Source organism: Streptomyces sp. NPDC044921 (assembly GCF_056432865.1).
Map to the genome: position 1 here is coordinate 1 of NZ_JBWKIF010000018.1, position 19,697 is coordinate 19,697.

The window sequence follows — 19,697 nt, forward strand, 5'->3', positions numbered from 1 at the left end:
TCGGGCAACATCTCCTACGACCCGGCCAACCACGACTTCATGGTGCGCACCCGGCAGGCCAAGGTCGACGGCATCGACGTCCCGGACGTCGAGGTCGACGACCCCGACGGCGCCCGCACCCTGGTCCTCGGGTGGGGCTCCACCTACGGGCCGATCACGGCGGCCGTGCGGCGGCTGCGCAGGGCCGGGGAGTCGGTCGCGCAGGCCCACCTGCGCCACCTCAACCCCTTCCCGCGGAATCTGGGCTCCGTGCTGGAGCGTTACGACAAGGTGGTGGTGCCCGAGATGAACCTCGGGCAGCTCGCCACGCTCATCCGGGCGAAGTACCTGGTCGACGCGCACTCGTACAACCAGGTCAACGGCATGCCGTTCAAGGCGGAGCAGCTCGCCGCGGCTCTGAAGGAGGCCATCGATGGCTGAGACGTCCACGCAAGGCACCGGCACCGTCGAAGCGCTGTCCCTGGTCCCCAAGGCCGAGGGCCGCCAGTCGATGAAGGACTTCAAGTCCGACCAGGAGGTGCGCTGGTGCCCGGGCTGCGGTGACTACGCCATCCTCGCCGCGGTGCAGGGCTTCATGCCCGAGCTGGGGCTGGCGAAGGAGAACATCGTCTTCGTCTCCGGCATCGGCTGCTCCTCCCGCTTCCCGTACTACATGAACACCTACGGGATGCACTCCATCCACGGCCGCGCCCCGGCCATCGCCACGGGTCTGGCCAGCTCGCGCCGCGACCTGTCGGTGTGGGTGGTCACCGGTGACGGCGACGCGCTGTCGATCGGCGGCAACCACCTGATCCACGCCCTGCGCCGCAACGTGAACCTGAAGATCCTGCTGTTCAACAACCGGATCTACGGTCTGACCAAGGGCCAGTACTCGCCGACCTCCGAGGTCGGGAAGATCACCAAGTCGACGCCGATGGGCTCGCTGGACGCGCCGTTCAACCCGGTGTCGCTGGCGATCGGCGCGGAGGCGTCGTTCGTGGCGCGGACGGTGGACTCCGACCGCAAGCACCTGACGGAGGTGCTGCGTCAGGCCTCCGCCCACCAGGGCACGGCGCTGATCGAGATCTACCAGAACTGCAACATCTTCAACGACGGCGCCTTCGACGCCCTGAAGGACAAGCAGCAGGCCGAGGAGGCCGTGATCCGCCTGGAGCACGGCCTGCCGATCCGCTTCGGCGCCGACCAGTCCAAGGGTGTCGTGCGGGACCAGCTGACCGGGGACCTGACGGTGGTCGCGGTGACGCCGGAGAACGAGGGGCGGATCCTCGTCCACGACGCGCACTCCCCGTCGCCGACCACGGCGTTCGCCCTGTCCCGGCTCGCCGACCCGGACACCCTGCACCACACCCCGATCGGCGTGTTCCGCTCGGTCGACCGGCCCGTCTACGACACGCAGATGGCCGACCAGCTGGACCACGCCGTCGAGCAGCACGGCAAGGGCGACCTGGCCGCGCTGCTGTCGGGCGGCGACACCTGGACGGTCGTCGGCTGACCCGCCGCGTCACACCACGGGCCCGGGACCGCTACGAGGCGGCCCGGGCCTCGTCGTACGCCCGGCGTGCCCGCTCCACGTCGTCCATGCGGTGGCGCGTCCACTGCGCGAGGGCGCGGACCTGCTCGGCCGCCTCGCGGCCCAGGCCGGTGAGCGAGTAGTCGACGCGGGGCGGGATGACGGGCTTGGCGTCGCGGTGGACCAGGCCGTCGCGCTCCAGGGTCTGGAGGGTCTGGGTGAGCATCTTCTCGCTCACGCCGCGGCCCCCGTAGCCGCCGATCGCCCGGCGCAGCTCGCTGAAGCGCTGCGGGCGGTCCAGAAGCTCGATCAGCACGAGCACGCCCCAGCGGCTGGTGACGTGCTCCAGGACGAGCCGGTACGGACACAGCGCCTCGAACTCACTTACTGCCATGCCAGTACCTTACTTCAAGGTGGGTACTTTCCGATAGTTAGCGCTTCTCCTATGGTTAGTACCATCGCATCCCACCAAGGAGAGTCCACACCATGAGCATCGTCGTCACCGGAGCCACCGGACACCTCGGCCGTCACGTCGTGGAGCAGTTGCTGGAGAAGGTCCCGGCCGAGCAGATCACCGCGGTCGTCCGCGACCCGGGGAAGGCCGCCGGCTTCGCTGAGCGCGGCGTCCGGGTCGCCCGCGCCGACTACAACTCCCCCGCCACCTTCGACGGCCTGTTCTCCGCCGGTGACAAGGTGCTGCTGATCTCCGGCAACGAGTTCGACAAGGGCCGTGTGCGGCAGCACAAGGTCGTCATCGACGCGGCCAGGGCGGCCGGTGTCGCCCTGCTCGCCTACACCAGCGCCCCGGGCACCCTGACCGCCTCGCTGGTCGACGACCACCGCGGCACCGAGGAGCTCCTGCTGGACTCCGGCGTGCCCTACGCCCTGCTGCGCAACGGCTGGTACCACGAGAACTACACCGAGAACCTCGCCCCGGTGCTGGAGCACGACGCGGTCGTCGCCGCGGCCGGCGAGGGCAGGGTCTCCTCCGCCTCCCGCGCCGACTACGCCGCCGCCGCCGTCGCCGTGCTGACCGGCGAGGGACACGGGAACAAGACCTACGAACTGGGCGGCGACACCGCCTGGAGCTTCGCCGAGTACGCGGCCGAGCTGAGCCGGCAGACCGGCAGGGAGATCGCCTACCAGCCCGTCTCCACCGAGGCCCTGGTCTCCATCCTGGCCGGCGCGGGGCTGCCCGAGCCGTTCGCGCGGATCCTCGCGGGCGTCGACGCCTCCATCGAGAAGGGCGAGCTCGTCGTGTCCACCGGCGACCTGTCCCGCCTGGCCGGCCGTCCGACCACCCCGCTCTCCGAGGCCGTCGCCGCCGCGCTCAAGGGCTGACGCCCGGCGGGAGCACGCGCACCCCCCGCCCCCGGGCTGTCATGACCGTATGCCGATACGGGCATGACAGCCGGGGGCCCTCGGCGTTACCGTCGAGCACGCGGACAGGACGTGCGAAGGAGGGGCCCGTGACGCGCAAGCCGAGGGGTGAGCGGCACATAGGACTGCTGAACGGCTTCGCGGCCTACGGCATGTGGGGCCTGGTGCCCCTCTACTGGCCCCTGCTGAAGCCGGCCGGGGCGACGGAGATCCTGGCCCACCGGATGGTGTGGTCGCTGGTCTTCGTCGGTGCCGCCCTGCTCGTGCTGCGCCGCTGGGCCTGGGCGGGCGAGCTGCTGCGGCAGCCGCGCAGGCTGGGCCTGATCACGGTCGCCGCGACGGTGATCACCGTCAACTGGGGCCTGTACATCTGGGCCGTGAACTCCGGGCACGTCGTCGAGGCCTCGCTCGGGTACTTCATCAACCCGCTGGTCACCATCGCCATGGGCGTGCTGCTGCTGAAGGAGCGGCTGCGGCCGGCGCAGTGGGCGGCGGTCGGGACCGGCTGCGCGGCGGTCGTGGTGCTGACCATCGGTTACGGCCGACTGCCCTGGATCTCCCTCTGCCTCGCCTTCTCCTTCGCCACGTACGGGCTGGTGAAGAAGAAGGTGAACCTCGGCGGCACCGAGTCGCTGGCCGCCGAGACCGCGATCCAGTTCCTGCCCGCGCTCGCCTTCCTGATGTGGCTGGGCGCGCGGGGCGAGGCCACCTTCGCCGCCGAGGGCGCGGGGCACGCGGCGCTGCTCGCCTCGGCCGGCATCGTCACCGCGCTCCCGCTGGTCTGCTTCGGCGCGGCCGCCATCCGCGTGCCCCTGTCCACCATCGGCCTGCTGCAGTACATGACGCCCGTCTTCCAGTTCCTGCTCGGCGTCCTCTACTTCCACGAGGAGATGCCGCCGGAGCGCTGGGCCGGGTTCGCGCTGGTGTGGCTGGCGCTGGCGCTGCTCACCGGGGACGCGCTGCGCACCGCCCGCCGGTCCTCCCGCGCGCTGACCACCGAGATCAGCGCGCCCAGCACCGCCAGGACCACCGGCACGACCAGTGCGGCGCGGAAGGCCGACAGCGTGGCCTCGGGGCCGGACCCGGTGGACGCCAGGCCGTAGACCGCGGTCACCGCCGAGATGCCGATCGCGGAACCGAACTGCGTCGCCGTGGTCAGCAGCCCGCCGGCCAGGCCCTGTTCCGACTCGTCGACGCCGTCCGTCGCCGCGATGGTCAGCGGCCCGTAGGCCAGGGCGAACGCGAGGCCGGACAGCAGCAGGGTCGGGAACATCATCGCGTAGGACCAGTCCATGCCGACCGGCAGGAACAGGGCGTAGGCGGCGACTCCCAGGAGGAATCCGCCGAGGATCACCCGGGCGTTGCCGAAGCGGGCGACCAGTCTCGGGGTGAGGGTCGGCGCGAGGACCGCGTCGACGCCCATGACGATCAGCGCGACGGCGGTCTGGAGGGAGGACCAGCCGCGCAGTTCCTGCAGGTAGAGCGTGACGACGAACTGGAAGCCGAAGAAGGCACCGAGGAAGAGCAGCGCCCCCAGGTCGGCACGGACGACCGGGCCCCGGCGCAGGATCCCGAGGCGGACGAGCGGGTCCGGGCAGCGGCGCTCCCACCCGACGAAGGCACCGGCCAGCAGTAGGGCCGCGAGCGCGCAGGCCAGGGTGAGCGGCCAGCCGCGCAGGCCGTGTTCCAGGCGCACGACGGTGTAGGCGGCCAGCAGCATGGCGCCGGCGGCGGTGATCGCGCCGGGCAGGTCGAAGGTGCGCCGCCGCGCGGGCGGGGTGTCCTGCCGGGGCACCAGGCGCACGGCCGCGACGAGCAGCGCGGCGGTCAGCAGCACGGGCGCGAAGAACACCCAGCGCCAGCCGAGCTCGGTGAGCAGGCCGCCGATGACCAGGCCGAGGGAGAAGCCGGCCGCGCCGGTCCCGGCGAAGACGAGCAGGGCCTTGTTGCGCCGCGGGCCCTCCGCGTAGGACGTGGTGATCAGGGAGAGGGCGGCCGGGGTCATGAACGCGGCGGCGACGCCGGTGACGAACCGGGCGACGATCAGCATCCAGCCTTCCGTCGCGAGGCCGCCGAGTCCGGAGAAGGCGAGGAAGACGGTGAGCCAGAGCAGGAACATCCGGCGCCGGCCGAGCAGATCGGCGGCACGGCCGCCGAGGAGGGTGAAGCCGGCGTATCCGAGCACGTAGGCGCTCAGCACCCAGGCCGCTGTGCCGGTGGCCAGGCCCAGATCGGAGCGGATGGCCGGGACGGCCACCGCCATCATCGCGACGTCGGCGCCCTCCAGGAAGATCGTTCCGCACAGGACGAGCAGCAACGCCCAGGCACGCGTGCCCATGAATCAACACTCCTCCGGGAAAGGGAGGTTACGCAACCGAGGGTCGGTTCCCTCTTGTAACCCCGACCACCCTGCGGCAGCATCGACGGACATGGAAGAAGGCACTTCGAAGTCACCGAGTAACTGCGCGAGCACCGTCGACTACGGCGACGCCGACCCCTTCCAGTGGGACACCCGCGAGGACTGCCAGGTCCGGCAGATCCTCGACCGGATCGCCGACAAGTGGTCCCTGCTGGTCATCGCGCTGCTGGAGAACCGGCGGCTGCGCTTCACCGAGCTGCGCCGGGAGATCGACGGGGTCAGCCAGCGGATGCTGACCGTGACGCTGCGCTCGCTGGAGCGGGACGGGCTGGTGAAGCGCACGGTGCATCCGGTGGTGCCGCCGCGCGTCGAGTACGAACTGACCTCCCTCGGCAGGACGTTGCACACCACGATCCAGTCCCTGGTGACCTGGACCGAGGAGCACCAGGAGGAGATCGCGGCGGCCCGTACCGCCTACGACGCGCGCGAGGCGGAGGCGGCTCGGGCTACGGCGTCCTAGGCGCCTCGAAGGTCCCGGCGGGCCCGGTGCGCCCGCGCCCTCTCGCGGTCGCCGCAGCACTCCACCGCGCCGGCCGGCGTTTTCCCCGCACGCCCCCTCCCCTGACCCGTACAAGTGGTGACATGACACAGACACCGGCATCACCCACCCCCGTGCACTTCAAGGTCGTCATCGACGCCGCCGACCCGCACGCGCAGGCCGACTTCTGGGCCGCGGCGCTGCGGTACGAGGTCGAGGACAACAGCGCCCTCATCGAGAGGCTGCTCGGAACCGGGATCCTGCCCGAGGAGGCGACCGTCGAGTTCCACGGCCGCCGCGCCTTCCGGGACCTGGTCGCCGTACGGCACCCCGAGGACCCGTTCGAGGAGGAGAGCGGGACGGGGCTGGGGCGGCGGCTGCTGTTCCAGCGGGTGCCGGAGGCCAAGACGGGCAAGAACCGGCTCCACCTCGACCTGCACCCGGGCGGGGGGCGGCGTGAGCAGGAGGCCGCCCGGCTGGAGACGCTCGGGGCGAGAGTGCTGCGGCGGGTGAAGGAGCAGGGCGGCGAGTGGCTCGTGATGGCGGACCAGGAGGGCAACGAGTTCTGCGTGCAGTGACGACGGTCGCCCCGGACCGGTCCGGCTGACGCGGCGGGCCCGGCGGACGGGCCGGGCGGGTGCGGCAACGCCGTGGCCGGATAGCAGTCTTGACGGAGAGTCAGTACCAGCTTCACCATCCAGGCACCCCATTCACTGTGGGCCGCCCGTGGACACCCCACGAGCGGCCCCAAGGGAATCCGGAGCCCCCACATGAAGCTCTCCGTTTCCGCGCGCGCCGCCGCGGCGGGCGGCATGGCGACCGCCATGCTGCTGACCGGCGGTGCCGTGGCCGACGCCGCGTCCCCGGCACCCTCCCGAGCGGCCGCCGCGCCGGACATACCCCTGGCGGGCGTCAAGGCCCACCTGTCCCAGCTGCAGTCCATAGCCACCGCCAACGGCGGCAACCGGGCGCACGGCCGCGCCGGCTACAAGGCCTCGCTCGACTACCTCAAGGCCAGGCTGGACGCGGCCGGATACACCACGACCGTCCAGCAGTTCACCGCCTCCGGCCGCACCGGCTACAACCTGATCGCCGACTGGCCCGGCGGTGACACGAACCGGGTCGTGATGGCCGGCTCACACCTGGACAGCGTCTCCTCCGGGCCCGGCATCAACGACAACGGGTCCGGCTCGTCCGCCGTCCTGGAGACCGCCCTCGCCGTGTCCCGGGCGCAGTACAAGCCCACCAAGCACCTGCGGTTCGCCTGGTGGGGCGCCGAGGAACTCGGCCTCGTCGGCTCCCGCCACTACGTCAACCGCCTGACCACCGGCGACCGTTCACGCATCAGCGCCTACCTGAACTTCGACATGATCGGCTCCCCGAACCCGGGTTACTTCGTCTACGACGACGACCCGGCGATCGAGAAGACCTTCAAGGACTACTTCACCGGCATCGGCGTCCCGACCGAGATCGAGACCGAGGGCGACGGCCGCTCCGACCACGCGCCCTTCAAGAGCGCGGGGATCGCGGTGGGGGGCCTGTTCACCGGGGCCGGCCGGACCAAGACGGCGGCGCAGGCGGCCAAGTGGGGCGGGACGGCGGGGCAGGCGTTCGACCGCTGCTACCACTCCTCCTGCGACACCACCGCCAACATCAACGACACGGCCCTCGACCGCAACAGCGACGCCCTGGCGCACGCCGTGTGGGAGCTGTCCGAGTAGCCCCCGGGCTCGCTCACCGGGTGCGGGCGCGCGCGGTGAGACGACCCATGCGGGCGCGGGCCGACTCCAGCTCCTCGATCTCCTCGGCGGCGGGACCGCCCTCGGAGGCGAGCTCGGTCCACAGGCCGACCAGGTCGCTCCCCAGCTCCAGCCCCAGGGCCGGATCGCGCACGGCACGCCAGGCGGTGGCCGCGCTCCGTACGCTGCCGTAGGCGCCCTCCGCGTCACCGGCCCTGCGCCGGGCACCGGCCAGGTCGAGCGAGAGGTGGAAGGCGCGCAGCGGGTCGCCGCCCAAGTAGGCGATGTACGCGGTCAGTTCGCGGAGCCGGAGCACCTCCGGGTGCTGCGGCCCCAGCGTTCCGGAGGCCTGTGCGACCGTCTGGTCGGCCAGGCCGGCCGCCACCTCGATCCGGCCCTCCTTCACCGCCTCGTTGATCCGCGCGACCGGCTCCGCGAGGAGCGCGGGCGTGGCGGAGTCGCCCGGGGCGCCGAGGGGTTCGTCCCCGAGCACGGCCTCCGCGACGGCGTCGAAACCGCGGGCGGGGGTGGGCTTGGGGTCGGGGTCGGCGGCGAGCAGGGCGGCTTCCGGGACCGGCCCGGGCCGAGGCCCGGGACCCGACTCCGGCAGCGGCAGCGGCCGGGCGTCCATTGGGGGCGGCGGGCCGAACGCCCCGGTGGGCGGTGCGACGGTGCCGGGCGGCGTCCGCACGCCCGGTGCCGCGTCCTGCGGCGTGGCCAGGGGCCTGTCCTGCGGCGTCGCCGGTGCCGCGTCCTCCGGCGTGGCCGGGGGCCTGTCCCGCGGTGCGTGCTCCTGGACCGTGCGCAGTTCGAAGGTCGGCACGGGCTCGTCCGCCGGCTGCGGCTCGGCCGCCGCGCGCAGCGGGAACGTCGGGGCGGTGCCGCGCTCCGGCTCCGACACGGGACCCAGGACGTGCGTGGCCCGGTCACCCGCGGGCCGCTCCGCCCCGGCCGGGGGCGTGTGCACGGGTCCGGGAGGGCGGGAGCGCGAGGGCTGGGCGAGGTGGGGGCGCGAGGGCTGGGCGGGGTCCCCGGGCGAGGGCTCCGCCGGAGCTGCCGCGTGCCCCGGCCGCGCTGGAGGCATGGGCACCGGCTCACCGGCAGACGGGTGGGCGGGCCGTGCGGGAGCCGGGCCTGACGGCTCGGCCGGAGCTGCCACGTGTACCGGTCCGGCCGGGGGCGCGTGTACCGGTCCGGCCGGGGGCGCCTGTACCGGCCCGGCGGGCGGCATGGCGCCGGGCTCGGCCGGGAACGTGTGCACCGGCCCGGCCGGAGCCGGGCTCTCCGGCCCCGCGGGGGACGTGCGCGTCGGCCCGGCCGGGGACATGAGCGTCGGCTCGGCCGTGAAGTGGCTGGAGCCGTCCGGGTCGACCCGGAGCGGGACGACGTAGCCGATCCGCTCGTCGTGGATCGTGGCGAGGACGGAGTGGCCCGTGGCCAGGGCGATGTGGTGGAGGCGGCCGAGAACGGCCTGCTGGATCTCCTCGCCGGGGGCCGCGAAGACGCGGACACCGCCGACCGAGGCGCCCTCGGACACCCCGCTCGCTCCCGCTCCCGCGTCCGCTCCGGCCCCGGGGACATGGACGTCGATCGGCGCCGCCGGGGTCGCCGCGCGCGCGGCCTGCTTCTGTTCCCGCTTCTTCTCGCGGCTGAGTCGCGACATCGTCCCCTCACTGGGTGTCGTACACCTAGTGTCGAGTGTGTCCGCTCGCCCCCGTTTCTCACGTCACCGGGGTGTCACAGGCTCGTCCCAAGCCCCGTCCACCCCGGAACGCACCCTTCCGCAGGGCATGGGGACCGGGTGCACGAGGGAGGAGAAGGGCATGCACACAGGCATGCGACAGGGACCGGAGATCTGGCTCCGGCCCCCGGTGACCGGCCCGGCCCCGACCGGTCCCGGGCCCGCGCACGACCGTGCCGCGGCACGGCGTTTCTCCTGGGTCGGCACACACGGCGGGGCGGGCGTCTCCACGCTGGCGGCGGTGTACGGCGGCCATGACAGCGGCCGCTCCTGGCCCGGGGCCGGCGCACCGCCCTCGGTGCTGCTGGTCGCCCGGACGCACGCGGCCGGTCTCGACTCGGCCGCCGGCGCGGTGGAGGCCTTCCGGCGCGGCCAGGCCCCTGGGGAACTGGACCTCGACGCCGTCGTCCTGGTGGCGGACGCCCCGGGCCGGCTGCCGCGTCCGCTCGCCCAGCGCGTGAAGTCGCTGGAGTCGGTCGTCGACGTGTACCGCGTGCCCTGGGTGCCCGCGTGGCGGCTCGGTGAGCTCGGCCGTCCGCCGCGCGGGACGGAGGCCCTGGCCCGGCTGACGGGAGTGGTGCGCTGACGACCGTCCGGCCCTCGGCCGGGGAGCTCGCGGCGGGCGTCCGTGCCCGGCGGCTGCGCGCGGCCGACGTCGTCGCGGCGGCTCTGGAACGCATCGACCGGGCCGATCCGCGGCTGTGCGCGTTCGCCGAGGTGTGGCACGAGGAGGCGCTGCGCCGGGCGGCGGAGCTGGACGCGCTGCTGGACGCGAACGCGGAGGCGGGCGCCGGCTCCGGCGGGGGCGGGGCGCTGCCGCTGGCCGGTGTGCCGGTCGCCGTGAAGGGGCGGCACGGGCTGCGCGCGGCGGGCCCGCTGCTCGCCGCCGGTGCCGTCGCCGTGGGGGCGACCTCCGTGCCCGGGCCGGGGACCGCGTGGCAGACCTGGGGGCTCGGGGCCCGGGGCCGGACCGTCAACCCGTGGCGGGCCGACCGGACGCCGGGCGGCTCGTCGGCCGGGGCCGCGGTCGCGGTGGCGGCCGGGCTGGTGCCGCTGGCGACGGGCGCCGACGGGGCCGGGTCGGTGCGCATCCCGGCGGCCTGGTGCGGGGTGCTCGGACTGAAGACCACCAACGGACGGCTCCGCTGCGCCGACCGCACGGGCCTGGCCGCACCGGGCGTGCTCGCCCGCTCGGCGTCGGACGCGGCGGTGTGGTGGCAGGCGGTGTCGGGCGAACCGGCGGCCGCGCGTCCGCGCCTCCCCCTTCCCGCCGTCTGGTCGCCCGACCTGGGCTTCGACGAGCCCGACCCGGAGCCCGTCGCCCTGGCCCGGGCGTTGGCCGAGCGGCTCGCGGCGGCGGGTGTCGTACGGCTCGTGCGGTCGCGGGCGCCGGTGCGGCTGACGGACCCCGGGCCCGCCTGGCTCACCCTGCGCGCACCCGGTGCCGGTCCGTCCGGGAGCGGGCCGGCACCGGGCCTCGACGCGGCCCCTCACGTCCGGGCCGTCAACGACCGGCGGCTGGCCGGCGTGTTCGCCGAGGCGTCACTGCTGCTGACGCCGACGGCCCCGACCGCCCCGCACGGCCACGACGGGCCGGGTGAGCGCTACTCCACCTCACTCACCTGGGCCTTCAACCTCAGCGGGCACCCGGCGCTGAGCCTGCCCGCGGGTTTCGGCAGCGACGGCTGCCCGGCCGGGCTCCAGCTCGTGGCACCACACGGGCGGGAGGCGCTGCTGCTCGCCGTGGCGCGGGAGGCAGAGGCTCACACGGAGGTCTGACGAGGACGCGAGGGCTTCCCCGCCGCACGGACCGGCACCACTTGGCAGACTTGCTTGCATATACATATGATGCAAGCGCGTGTAATTGACGTACGCCGAGTGTTCAAGGGGGACAGCCATGACCCGCCGCTTCCTTTTCGTCCTGGGCAGCGCCCGCGCCGACGGCAACACCGAGCTGCTGGCCCGCCGGGCCGCCGAGCAGCTGCCGCCGGGCGTCGAACAGCAGTGGATCGACCTCACCGAGCACCCGCTCCCCGAGTTCGAGGACCTGCGGCACGACAGCGACCACGTCCGCCCGACCGAGGGCAGCACGGCCCTGCTGCTCGACGCCACGCTCGCCGCGACGGACATCGTGATCGCCTCACCGCTGTACTGGTACTCGGTCTCCGCGCAGACCAAGCGCTACCTGGACCACTGGTCCGGCTGGCTGCGCACGCCCGGGATCGACTTCAAGGCGACCCTGGCCGGACGCACCCTGTGGGGGGTGACCGCCCTGGCGCACGAGGAGGAGGTCGTCGCCGACCCGCTGGTCGGCACGCTCAGCAACTCCGCCGCCTACATGGGGATGCGCTTCGGCGGTGTGCTGCTCGGCAACGGCAGCAAGCCCGGTGACGTGCTGAACGACACCGCAGCCCTGACCCGGGCCAAGACGTTCTTCGACCAGGAAGCACCGCTCGCGCGGTTCCCGTACGAGCGGTGAGGTCCGGCGCCGGCCGGTCCGCCTAGGCCGTGACGTCCTTCGTCGTGAAGCGCGCCCAGGCGGCCGTGCCGAACACGGCCGCGTACAGGGCCTGCAGGCCGAGGTTCTTCGTCAGCTCGTCCCAGTAGACCGGCTCGCGCATGAGGTCGGCGAAGGACAGCCAGTAGTGCGAGAAGAAGTACGGGTGGACGGCGTGCAGTTGCGGGATCTGGTCGAGGATCTGCACGGTGATCAGCAGGCCCACCGTCGTCGCCATCGCCCCGATGCCGCTGTTGGTCAGCGTCGACACGAACAGGCCGAGCGCCGCGACGCCGATCAGTGACGCGGCGACGGCCAGGGCGATCAGCAGGGCCCTGCCCAGGCCTTCGGCGAAGCCGATCCGCGTTCCGGAGATCGTCGTCAGGTCGCCGAGCGGGAAGAGCAGCGCGCCGACGGCCAGGGCCGAGACGGCGACCACAAGCGTGGCCGCCAGGCAGAACAGCACGACCGTCGCGTACTTGGTGAGCAGCAGGCGCGTGCGGCCGGCCGGGGCCACCAGCAGGTAGCGCAGGGTCCCGGCGTTGGCCTCGCCGGCGATCGCGCCGCCCGCGACGACACCGACCGCCATCGGCAGGAAGAACGGCAGCGTCGCGGCCAGGGCCGTGAAGACCAGGAACAGGCCGTTGTTGGTGATCTGCGCGATGAAGGCCGGGCCTGCCCCGCCCCCGCCGCCGGGCGGGGAACCGTCGCTCGTCTCGATCCTGACGGCGATGCCGACCAGGACCGGCACGCCCGCCAGCACGGCCAGCAGCGCCAGGGTGCGCCAGCGCCGGAAGGTGGTGGCCAGCTCGTTGCGCAGCAACCCGAAGGTCCACAGCCCGCTCACCGGCCGCGCGGTCGGCGCCACTTCAGCCCGCGACATCGAAGCCCTCCCCGGTCAGTGCCACGAACGCGTCCTCCAGCGAGGCCCGTTCGACCGTGAAGCCGCGGACCCGCACCCCCGCCGCGACCAGCGCGGCGTTCACCTCGGCCAGGTCGCGGTCCGGCGGATCGCCGGCCACCCGGTCGCCGGTGACGGCGAGGTCGCCGGCGCCCTGTTCCTTCAACACCCGGGCCGCTTCCGCCCCGTCCGGCGTGGTCACCACCAGCCGGCCGCGCGCGCCTGCCGCCAGCTCGGCGACCGGGCCCTGGGTGAGGAGCCGCCCCCGGGCCATCACGGCCGCGTGCGTGCAGACCTGCTCGATCTCGTCGAGGAGGTGGGAGGAGAGGAAGACGGTCGTGCCGTCCGAGGCGAGTTCGCGGACCAGGGCGCGGATCTCGCGCATGCCCTGCGGGTCCAGGCCGTTGGTCGGCTCGTCCAGGACCAGCAGCACGCGCGGCCGGAGCAGTGCGGCGGCCAGGCCCAGGCGCTGCTTCATGCCGAGCGAGTACGCCTTGGCCTTCTTGCCCGCCGCGGCCGTCAGGCCCACCCGGTCCAGGGCGGCGGCGACCCGGGCCCGCCGGGTGCGCGGATCGGCGGCCGGGTCGGCCGCGTCGTAGCGCAGCAGGTTGTCGCGGCCGGAGAGGAAGCCGTAGAGGGCCGGGCCCTCGATGAGGGCGCCGACGTGCGGGAGCACGGCCCGGGTGGCCTCGGGCATGGGCTGCCCGAGGACCCGCGCCGTGCCGGAGGTGGGCTCGATCAGGCCCATCAGCATGCGGATGGTGGTGGTCTTGCCCGAGCCGTTGGGCCCGAGGAAGCCGAAGACGCTGCCCGCCGGGACGGTGAGGTCCAGGTGGTCGACGGCGAGCTGCCCGCCGCGGTAGCGCTTGGTGAGCGCGCGGGTGGCGATGACCGGCTCCCCGGCCTGCTCGCCCGGCTGCTCCGGCTCCGTGGCGGACGGCTCGCCCATCGGCTTCCTCGTTCTCTCGGCGTCCCGCACCGGGCCGACGCCCGGTGCGGGCACGGGACTTACTTCCCGGCGTCGGCCGCCTTCACGAGCGCGTCCTTGGTGACGGCGCCCACGTAGACCTTGCCGTCGTCGGTGACCAGGGCGTTGATCAGGCGGGTGGAGAAGACCGTGCCCTTGCCGAACTCGCCGGTGACCTTGTCGCCGAGCGAGTCGAGGAAGCCGCCGAACGCGCCGGCCGCCTCGCCGGAGGGCACGCCCTCGCCGCCGGTGTCGAAGGTCGCTATGGCGTTCCAGCCCTCGCCGATGGTCTTCATGCCGTCGGGTCCCGCGCCGCGGTCCTTCCCGGCCTCGGGGGCGTGCCCGCGGGGCCCGCCCTTGTCGAAGCCCTTCCCGAAGCCCTTCTCGAAGTCCCTGCCGGTCTCCTTGCCGGCGTCCTCCTCCTCGGTGACCTTCGCGCCCTTCGGCGGGGTGAAGTCGAAGGTCGAGGCGGCCGGCCTGGCGAAGCTGACCTGGGTGAAGCCCACGTCGACGACGGCGGCGCCGCCGCTCGACGGGGTCAGCGTGAACTTCAGCGGCGTGCCCGTCTCCGCGTCCACGGCCACGGTGATCGCGCCGACCGTCGAGCCGGACTGCTTCGGCTTCACGAGCAGCTTGTAGGCGTCCCGGCCGGCGACCTGGGCGGTGCCGTCCACGGTCACGGAGGTCGTGTCGTCGACGGCCTTCAGGGCCTCCTCGGCGAAACCCTTCGGCGTGGCCGGCGGCTGCTGCTCCCTGTCGTGCTCGGGGCCGCCGGAGGCGGTGCCGTGGTAGACCTCGTTGGACTTGCTGTCGTAGGCCCACACGTCCTTGCCGTTGTGGATGAGGCTGTACTCGGCGGCGTTCTCCAGCAGCGACAGCTTCTGCCGGTCCGGGCCGTCGACGGCGACGCGCAGGGTGTGCGTGCCGGAGGCCAGTTCGGTGAGCTTGGCGCTCGGGTCGGCGGAGGAGCCGCCCTCGCCCCGGCCCGCGGCGCCGGACATCAGGCCGGACTCCAGACCCCCCAGGTTCGGCAGGCCGAGGTCGGTGCTGATCTTCACCGTGCCGGAGAGCTGCTCGGTGTCGGACGCGGCGATCTTCTCGATGAGCTGCTGGGCGGTGATCTTCGGAAGGTCGGGGTCACCGGAGTCGGCGAGTGCGGGGACCAGGCCGATCGTCGCGGCCGCCACCCCCACCACCGTGACCGGGACGACGTACCGGGCGGCCCTGCGCCGCCGGGAGTGCTGCTCGTCGACCTCCCCGCCGGTCGTGCTGTCGTCGGATGCGTACGGTGCCATGTGTGCCCTACCTCCGTGGTCGGCGGCGGCTGTCCGTGTCGTGCACGCACTCGTCCCTGAGCCGCCATTCTCACCCGAACTGGTGAGGAGTGGTGTTTTCCGTGGTTTCCATCTGACCAAATCGGGCGGGCGGATACGTCAGACCCCGGACTCAACTCCGCGTACTGCTGGGGTATGACACGGAAGGGCGGCTTCTCCCCCGACCCGTAGGGGTCGGGGGCGGCGGGGCGGTCAGCCGGCCCGGTGCACCACCGCGTCGCACAGCTCCACGAGCGCCGTCTTCGCGGCGCACTCGGGCAGCGGCGCCAGCGCCGAGCGGGCGTCCTCGGCGTAGCGGACGGTGTCCCGGCGGGCCTGTTCCAGCGCCGGGTGGGCGCGCAGCAGGCGCAGGGCCTCGGCGTGCCGGTCGTCGTCGGTGAGGTCGGAGTCCAGCAGTTCACACAGGGCGACGTCCTCGGCGAGGCCGAGCCGGGCCGCCCGCTCGCGCAGCCGCAGCACCGGCAGGGTCGGGATGCCCTCACGCAGGTCGGTGCCGGGGGTCTTGCCGGACTCGTGGGAGTCGGAGGCGATGTCGAGGACGTCGTCGGCGAGCTGGAAGGCGACGCCGAGCCGCTCGCCGTACTGGGTCAGCACGTGCACCACCGTCTCGTCGGCGCCGGACATCATCGCGCCGAACCGGCACGAGACGGCCACCAGCGAGCCGGTCTTGCCGCCCAGCACGTCCAGGTAGTGCTCGACCGGGTCGCGGCCGTCCTGCGGTCCGGCCGTCTCCAGGATCTGCCCGGTCACCAGCCGCTCGAACGCCTCGGCCTGCACCCGCACCGCCTCCGGGCCGAGGTCGGCCAGGATGTGCGAGGCGCGGGCGAAGAGGAAGTCACCGGTGAGGACCGCGACCGAGTTGCCCCAGCGGGTGTTGGCGCTGTCCACCCCGCGGCGGACGGCGGCCTCGTCCATGACGTCGTCGTGGTACAGCGTGGCGAGGTGGGTCAGCTCCACGACGACGGCCGACGGCACGATGCCGGGTGCGTACCGGTCGCCGAACTGGGCGGCGAGCATCACGAGCAGCGGCCGGAACCGCTTGCCACCGGCCCGCACCAGGTGCTGGGCGGCCTCCGTGATGAAGGGCACCTCACTCTTGGTGGCCTCTAGCAGGCCTTCCTCGACAGCCGCCAGTCCGGCCTGGACATCGGCTTCCAGAGCCTGGTCCCGCACGCTCAGCCCGAACGGCCCGACGTCGGTCACGAGGGGTCTCCTGTCTGCTGGTGTCTGCCGGTGCTTACGCGGATTGTCGATAGGTCGCTGACATCACTCGAGTCAGCGTATCCGGTCACGTTTCGATCACCGCCAGCGCCCATGGTTACAGGCCGGGTGGTATCCGATCACGACCGCTATGTTTTCGATCGGCTCATAAGAATGGACATGTTCCGACTTACCAGGAATTCGCGACCTATGTGGGATTTGCGACATTGACGAAGCGAACACCCTTTACGGAACATTGCGCCCGAGGTCGTGATCAGTGAATTGAATCACTTCGTCCGCTTCGCGGCCGCCCCCGGGCGCCGAACGCTCCCTCCTTCCGCGGAAAGCGAGTTGAGCCTTGGCTCGCGCAAAGGATCAAGCGGCCGTTTGCCCTCTGACCAAGGTCATCCGGCACCCTGTGTGACTCCGGCGCTTGTTCCCGGCATGTGCTGTCGCATACGTTCCGGCGCAGTCCGGCGGACCGCCGAATCCTGCCGCCGCCCGGACTCCCCACACACACCGACTCACTCACGCAGGGCAGGAGCGGGGGACCCAGGTAAGTCGCCGGTCCGCGACAAGGACCGGCTCGGGGTGAAGCCGCGCACGACAGCACCACGCCGTGTGCGGCCGGGCACCTCCCGGCCCGAACCCGACAGCTCACCTCGCAGGCGCCGGAGAGGAACATCGCCATGCCCGGACGAGGTAAGCACCGTCGCCCCAGCAGGAACCCGATCACCCGTGGTGTCGTCGCCGTCGGCACCGGCGGAGCGGCACTGACCCTGCCGCTCCTCGGCGCCACGCACGCGAACGCCGCCGAGCCCCAGAGCGCGCCCGCCGCGCAGACCGTGCGGCAGGCGGCCCAGCCCGCCACGTCGCTCACGTACACCGTGGCCAAGGGCGACACGCTCTACGGCATCGCGGAGAAGTACGACGTGTCCGGCGGCTGGAAGCAGCTGTACAAGGCCAACCGCGCCGCCGTCGGCGACGACCCGAGGGTGATCCACGCGGGTCTGAAGCTCAAGGTGGCGACGGCCAAGGCCGCCGACGAGAAGAAGGCCACGCAGTCGTCCGCCCCGGCCAAGCCGGCCGGTGGCGTGACGCGGGCCACCCCGGTCGCCGCGAAGACCTACGCGAACAACCTCGACGGATGGATCCGCGAGGCGCTGGACATCATGGCCCAGAAGGGCATTCCGGGATCGTACGACGGCATCTACCGCAACATCATGCGGGAGTCGTCCGGCAACCCGCAGGCGATCAACAACTGGGACTCGAACGCCGCCAAGGGCACCCCCTCCAAGGGCCTGCTCCAGGTCATCGACCCGACCTTCGCCGCCTACCACGTGCCCGGCACCCCCTACGACCCGTACGACCCGGTCGCCAACATCACGGCGGCCTGCAACTACGCGGCCGACCGCTACGGCTCGATCGACAACGTCAACGGCCCGTACTGAGCCGCCCCGCCCAGCAGTCGCTCGAGGACGACGGCGATGCCGTCGTCCTCGTTCGACAGCGTGATCTCGTCGGCCACGGCCTTGAGTTCGGGATGACCGTTGGCCATCGCGACGCCGTGCGCCGCCCAGTCGAACATCGGGATGTCGTTGGGCATGTCACCAAAGGCGATGGTGTCGGCCGGCCGCAGCCCCAGGTGCTCGGCGGCCAGCGCCAGGCCCGTCGCCTTGGTGACGCCGCACGGCTGGAGCTCGACCGTGCCGGGCCCCGACATCGTCACCGTCGCCAGTGAACCCACCACCGAGCGGGCCGTCGCCGCCAGCTCGTCGTCCGACAGGCAGGGGTGGCGCAGCAGCACCTTGCTGATCGGCTCGCCCCACAGCTCGTCGCGCCGGTGGACCCGCACCGCGGGCAGCGTCGGGTGCGGCATGAGATAGCCCGGCTCGATGAGCGTGAGCCCGTCGACCCCGTCCTGGTCGACCGCCGCGTACACCTCCCCCACCTCGGCCTCGATCTTGCCGAGGGCGGTCTCCGCCAGCTCCCGGTCCAGGGTGACCGACCACAGCAGCCGGTGCGCGCCGGCGTCGTACACCTGCGCGCCCTGCCCGCACACCGCGAGCCCCGTGCACCCCAGGTCGTCCAGGAGCGGCCGCACTCTCGGCGCCGGGCGGCCCGTCACCACGAGGTGCTGGGCACCGGCGTCCGCCACCCGCGCGAGCGCGGTCAGGGACCGGTCGGACAGGGTGTCGTCGCCGCGCAGCAGCGTCCCGTCCAGGTCGGTGGCGATGAGGGAATATGCGAGGGGTGCGGCCATGATCAGAGAATACGGACAACGCGCCCGTTCGTTTCATCGCACGGCGCACGCCGATTGCCCGGTTGAGGGCCTCTGCACCGGTTGGCAACAACATGGTCCGCTACCTACCCGAGGGGCCGCATCGAGCGGTACCTTCCAAGTGTCCAGGGGGGACTTGATCGGGGGGTCAGGTTGAACAGTGGGCGCATTCGCGTGGCCGGGCCCGGGGAGCTCGGCGAAGGGGAAAGGGAGCGCTGGCGCGCGCTGCGCGCCGCCTCCAAGGCACCACGCAACCCTTTCATGGAACCGGAGTTCACCGAGGCCGTCGGTCGGGTGAGGCCCCGGGCCCGGGTCGCGGTCGTCTACGAGGGCCCGGAGCCGGCCGGCTTCCTGCCCTACGAAGCGGCCCGTTGGGACAGGGCCGGGCCATCGGGCTCGGGGTCTCCGACGCGCAGGGCGCGGTCCTGCGGCCCGGCCTGGACCTGGAGCCGGGCGAACTGCTGCGGGCGTGCTCGCTGTCGTCCTTCGTCTTCGACAACCTGGAGGCCGAGCAGCGGCTGTTCGTGCGGTACGCGGCAGAGGAGCACGCCACTCACCTGGTCGACGTGGAGAAGGGCTACGAGACCTACGAGTCGGTGCTGCGGGCCCAGTCGCCGAAGTTCCTGAAGACCACCCTGGCCAAGGAGCGCAGGCTGGGCCGGCAGGCCGGTGAGGTGCGGTTCGTGTTCGACGAACGCGACCCTGCCGCGCTGCGCACGCTCATGGAGTGGAAGTCCGCGCAGTACCGCAGGACCGGCCGCCGCGACCGGTTCGCGCAGGAGTGGATAACCCGGCTCGTCGGGCACCTGGCCCGCACCCGGGCACCGGAGTGCAGCGGCACGCTGTCCGTGCTGTACGCGGGCGAACGGCCCGTCGCCGCGCACTTCGGGCTGCGCTCGGCCTCGGTGCTGGCCTGCTGGTTCCCGGCCTACGAGCCGGAGTTCGCGAAGTTCTCGCCCGGCCTGGTGCTGCACCTGCGCATGGCCGAGGCGGCCGCCGCAGCGGGCATCGGCACGCTCGACCTGGGGCGGGGCGCGGCCGAGTACAAGGACGCGCTGAAGACGGGCGAACTGCCCGTGTACGAGGGTGCGGTGACGCGGCCGGGGGCGGGCGCGGCGCTGCACTGGCTGGGCCGCGAGCCGGCGCGCCGCGCGCACAGCTTCGTCCGCAGCCGGCCGCGGCTCGCCGCGCTGGCCGCGCGGACCCTGAAGGGCGCGGCCCGGCTGCGCCGTACCTGACGACGAGGGGGG

General features: G+C 72.9%; 17 protein-coding genes, 3 pseudogenes and 1 riboswitch. Of the genes and pseudogenes, 12 read left to right on the top strand and 8 right to left on the bottom strand.

Going from position 1 to position 19,697, the window contains the following annotated elements:
• Nucleotides 1–420, top strand: a pseudogene (locus tag AC07DA_RS25785) (2-oxoacid:acceptor oxidoreductase subunit alpha); the annotation flags it as partial.
• On the top strand, nt 413–1,492 hold the full coding sequence (locus tag AC07DA_RS25790; RefSeq protein WP_479130570.1) for a 2-oxoacid:ferredoxin oxidoreductase subunit beta: 1,080 nt from the start codon (nt 413–415) through the stop codon (nt 1,490–1,492). The pseudogene AC07DA_RS25785 and the gene AC07DA_RS25790, both read left to right, overlap by 8 nt.
• Nucleotides 1,493–1,523: 31 nt before the next feature.
• Here AC07DA_RS25790 and AC07DA_RS25795 read toward each other — a convergent pair whose 3' ends face one another.
• The gene (locus AC07DA_RS25795) at nt 1,524–1,904 is read right to left on the bottom strand and encodes a winged helix-turn-helix transcriptional regulator (RefSeq protein WP_479130571.1); all 381 of its coding nucleotides are present in this window, start codon (nt 1,902–1,904) and stop codon (nt 1,524–1,526) included.
• A 92-nt stretch (nt 1,905–1,996) separates the two neighbouring features.
• Here AC07DA_RS25795 and AC07DA_RS25800 point away from each other — a divergent pair, with 92 nt between their 5' ends.
• The gene (locus tag AC07DA_RS25800; RefSeq protein ID WP_479130572.1) at nt 1,997–2,851 is read left to right on the top strand and encodes an SDR family oxidoreductase; all 855 of its coding nucleotides are present in this window, start codon (nt 1,997–1,999) and stop codon (nt 2,849–2,851) included.
• 128 nt (nt 2,852–2,979) lie between these two features.
• On the top strand, nt 2,980–3,993 hold the full coding sequence (gene rarD / locus AC07DA_RS25805; RefSeq protein WP_479130573.1) for an EamA family transporter RarD: 1,014 nt from the start codon (nt 2,980–2,982) through the stop codon (nt 3,991–3,993).
• Between the two features lie 80 nt (nt 3,994–4,073).
• On the opposite strand, the pseudogene AC07DA_RS25810 reads toward rarD, so the two are convergent.
• Nucleotides 4,074–5,228: pseudogene (locus tag AC07DA_RS25810) on the bottom strand (MFS transporter); the annotation flags it as partial.
• A gap of 91 nt (nt 5,229–5,319) precedes the next feature.
• Between AC07DA_RS25810 and AC07DA_RS25815 the strand changes: the two are divergent.
• The 3 genes from AC07DA_RS25815 to AC07DA_RS25825 all read left to right on the top strand — a co-directional run bounded on the left by AC07DA_RS25815 (nt 5,320) and on the right by AC07DA_RS25825 (nt 7,508).
• Entirely contained in the window at nt 5,320–5,769 is a 450-nt protein-coding gene (locus tag AC07DA_RS25815) for a winged helix-turn-helix transcriptional regulator (RefSeq protein WP_479130574.1), read from the top strand.
• A gap of 122 nt (nt 5,770–5,891) precedes the next feature.
• Nucleotides 5,892–6,365, top strand: coding sequence for a VOC family protein (locus tag AC07DA_RS25820; protein ID WP_479130575.1), 474 nt, complete (start codon nt 5,892–5,894; stop codon nt 6,363–6,365).
• Nucleotides 6,366–6,557: 192 nt separating this feature from the next.
• Nucleotides 6,558–7,508 carry a M28 family metallopeptidase gene (locus tag AC07DA_RS25825; protein WP_479130576.1) on the top strand — a complete coding sequence of 317 codons (951 nt, stop codon included), beginning with the start codon at nt 6,558–6,560 and terminating at the stop codon, nt 7,506–7,508.
• 13 nt (nt 7,509–7,521) lie between these two features.
• Here AC07DA_RS25825 and AC07DA_RS25830 read toward each other — a convergent pair whose 3' ends face one another.
• Nucleotides 7,522–9,189, bottom strand: a complete 1,668-nt coding sequence (locus tag AC07DA_RS25830; RefSeq protein WP_479130577.1) for a tetratricopeptide repeat protein — start codon at nt 9,187–9,189, stop codon at nt 7,522–7,524.
• A gap of 160 nt (nt 9,190–9,349) precedes the next feature.
• On the opposite strand from AC07DA_RS25830, the gene AC07DA_RS25835 reads away from it, so the two are divergent.
• The 3 genes from AC07DA_RS25835 (at nt 9,350) to AC07DA_RS25845 (ending at nt 11,746) form a co-directional block, all read left to right on the top strand.
• The gene (locus tag AC07DA_RS25835; protein ID WP_479130578.1) at nt 9,350–9,853 is read left to right on the top strand and encodes a DUF6668 family protein; all 504 of its coding nucleotides are present in this window, start codon (nt 9,350–9,352) and stop codon (nt 9,851–9,853) included.
• Nucleotides 9,850–11,046 carry an amidase family protein gene (locus tag AC07DA_RS25840; protein WP_479130719.1) on the top strand — a complete coding sequence of 399 codons (1,197 nt, stop codon included), beginning with the start codon at nt 9,850–9,852 and terminating at the stop codon, nt 11,044–11,046. Before AC07DA_RS25835 ends, AC07DA_RS25840 begins: the two co-directional genes overlap by 4 nt.
• 118 nt (nt 11,047–11,164) lie before the next feature.
• Nucleotides 11,165–11,746 (top strand): flavodoxin family protein, encoded by a 582-nt coding sequence (locus AC07DA_RS25845; RefSeq protein ID WP_479130579.1) that lies wholly within the window; start codon nt 11,165–11,167, stop codon nt 11,744–11,746.
• A 22-nt stretch (nt 11,747–11,768) separates the two neighbouring features.
• Here the strand turns inward: AC07DA_RS25845 and AC07DA_RS25850 are convergent, their stop codons facing one another.
• The 4 genes from AC07DA_RS25850 to AC07DA_RS25865 form a co-directional block, all read right to left on the bottom strand.
• Complete coding sequence (locus AC07DA_RS25850) at nt 11,769–12,647, bottom strand: ABC transporter permease (protein ID WP_479130580.1); 879 nt, start codon at nt 12,645–12,647, stop codon at nt 11,769–11,771.
• On the bottom strand, nt 12,634–13,614 hold the full coding sequence (locus AC07DA_RS25855) for an ABC transporter ATP-binding protein (protein ID WP_479130581.1): 981 nt from the start codon (nt 13,612–13,614) through the stop codon (nt 12,634–12,636). Before AC07DA_RS25855 ends, AC07DA_RS25850 begins: the two co-directional genes overlap by 14 nt.
• A 59-nt stretch (nt 13,615–13,673) precedes the next feature.
• Nucleotides 13,674–14,927, bottom strand: coding sequence for a LolA family protein (locus AC07DA_RS25860; RefSeq protein ID WP_479130582.1), 1,254 nt, complete (start codon nt 14,925–14,927; stop codon nt 13,674–13,676).
• A 231-nt stretch (nt 14,928–15,158) separates the two neighbouring features.
• Entirely contained in the window at nt 15,159–16,169 is a 1,011-nt protein-coding gene (locus AC07DA_RS25865) for a polyprenyl synthetase family protein (protein WP_479130583.1), read from the bottom strand.
• A gap of 504 nt (nt 16,170–16,673) precedes the next feature.
• A riboswitch (cyclic di-AMP (ydaO/yuaA leader) is annotated at nt 16,674–16,852 on the top strand.
• Between the two features lie 3 nt (nt 16,853–16,855).
• Between AC07DA_RS25865 and AC07DA_RS25870 the strand changes: the two genes are divergently transcribed.
• A complete protein-coding gene (locus AC07DA_RS25870; protein WP_479130584.1) occupies nt 16,856–17,617 on the top strand; it encodes a transglycosylase SLT domain-containing protein in 762 nt (253 codons plus the stop codon).
• On the opposite strand, the gene AC07DA_RS25875 is transcribed toward AC07DA_RS25870, so the two are convergent.
• A complete protein-coding gene (locus AC07DA_RS25875; RefSeq protein WP_479130585.1) occupies nt 17,581–18,429 on the bottom strand; it encodes an HAD family hydrolase in 849 nt (282 codons plus the stop codon). The genes AC07DA_RS25870 and AC07DA_RS25875 overlap by 37 nt on opposite strands.
• A gap of 171 nt (nt 18,430–18,600) precedes the next feature.
• Here AC07DA_RS25875 and AC07DA_RS25880 point away from each other — a divergent pair.
• Nucleotides 18,601–19,685: pseudogene (locus AC07DA_RS25880) on the top strand (GNAT family N-acetyltransferase).
• The last annotated feature ends 12 nt before the right edge of the window (nt 19,686–19,697 follow it).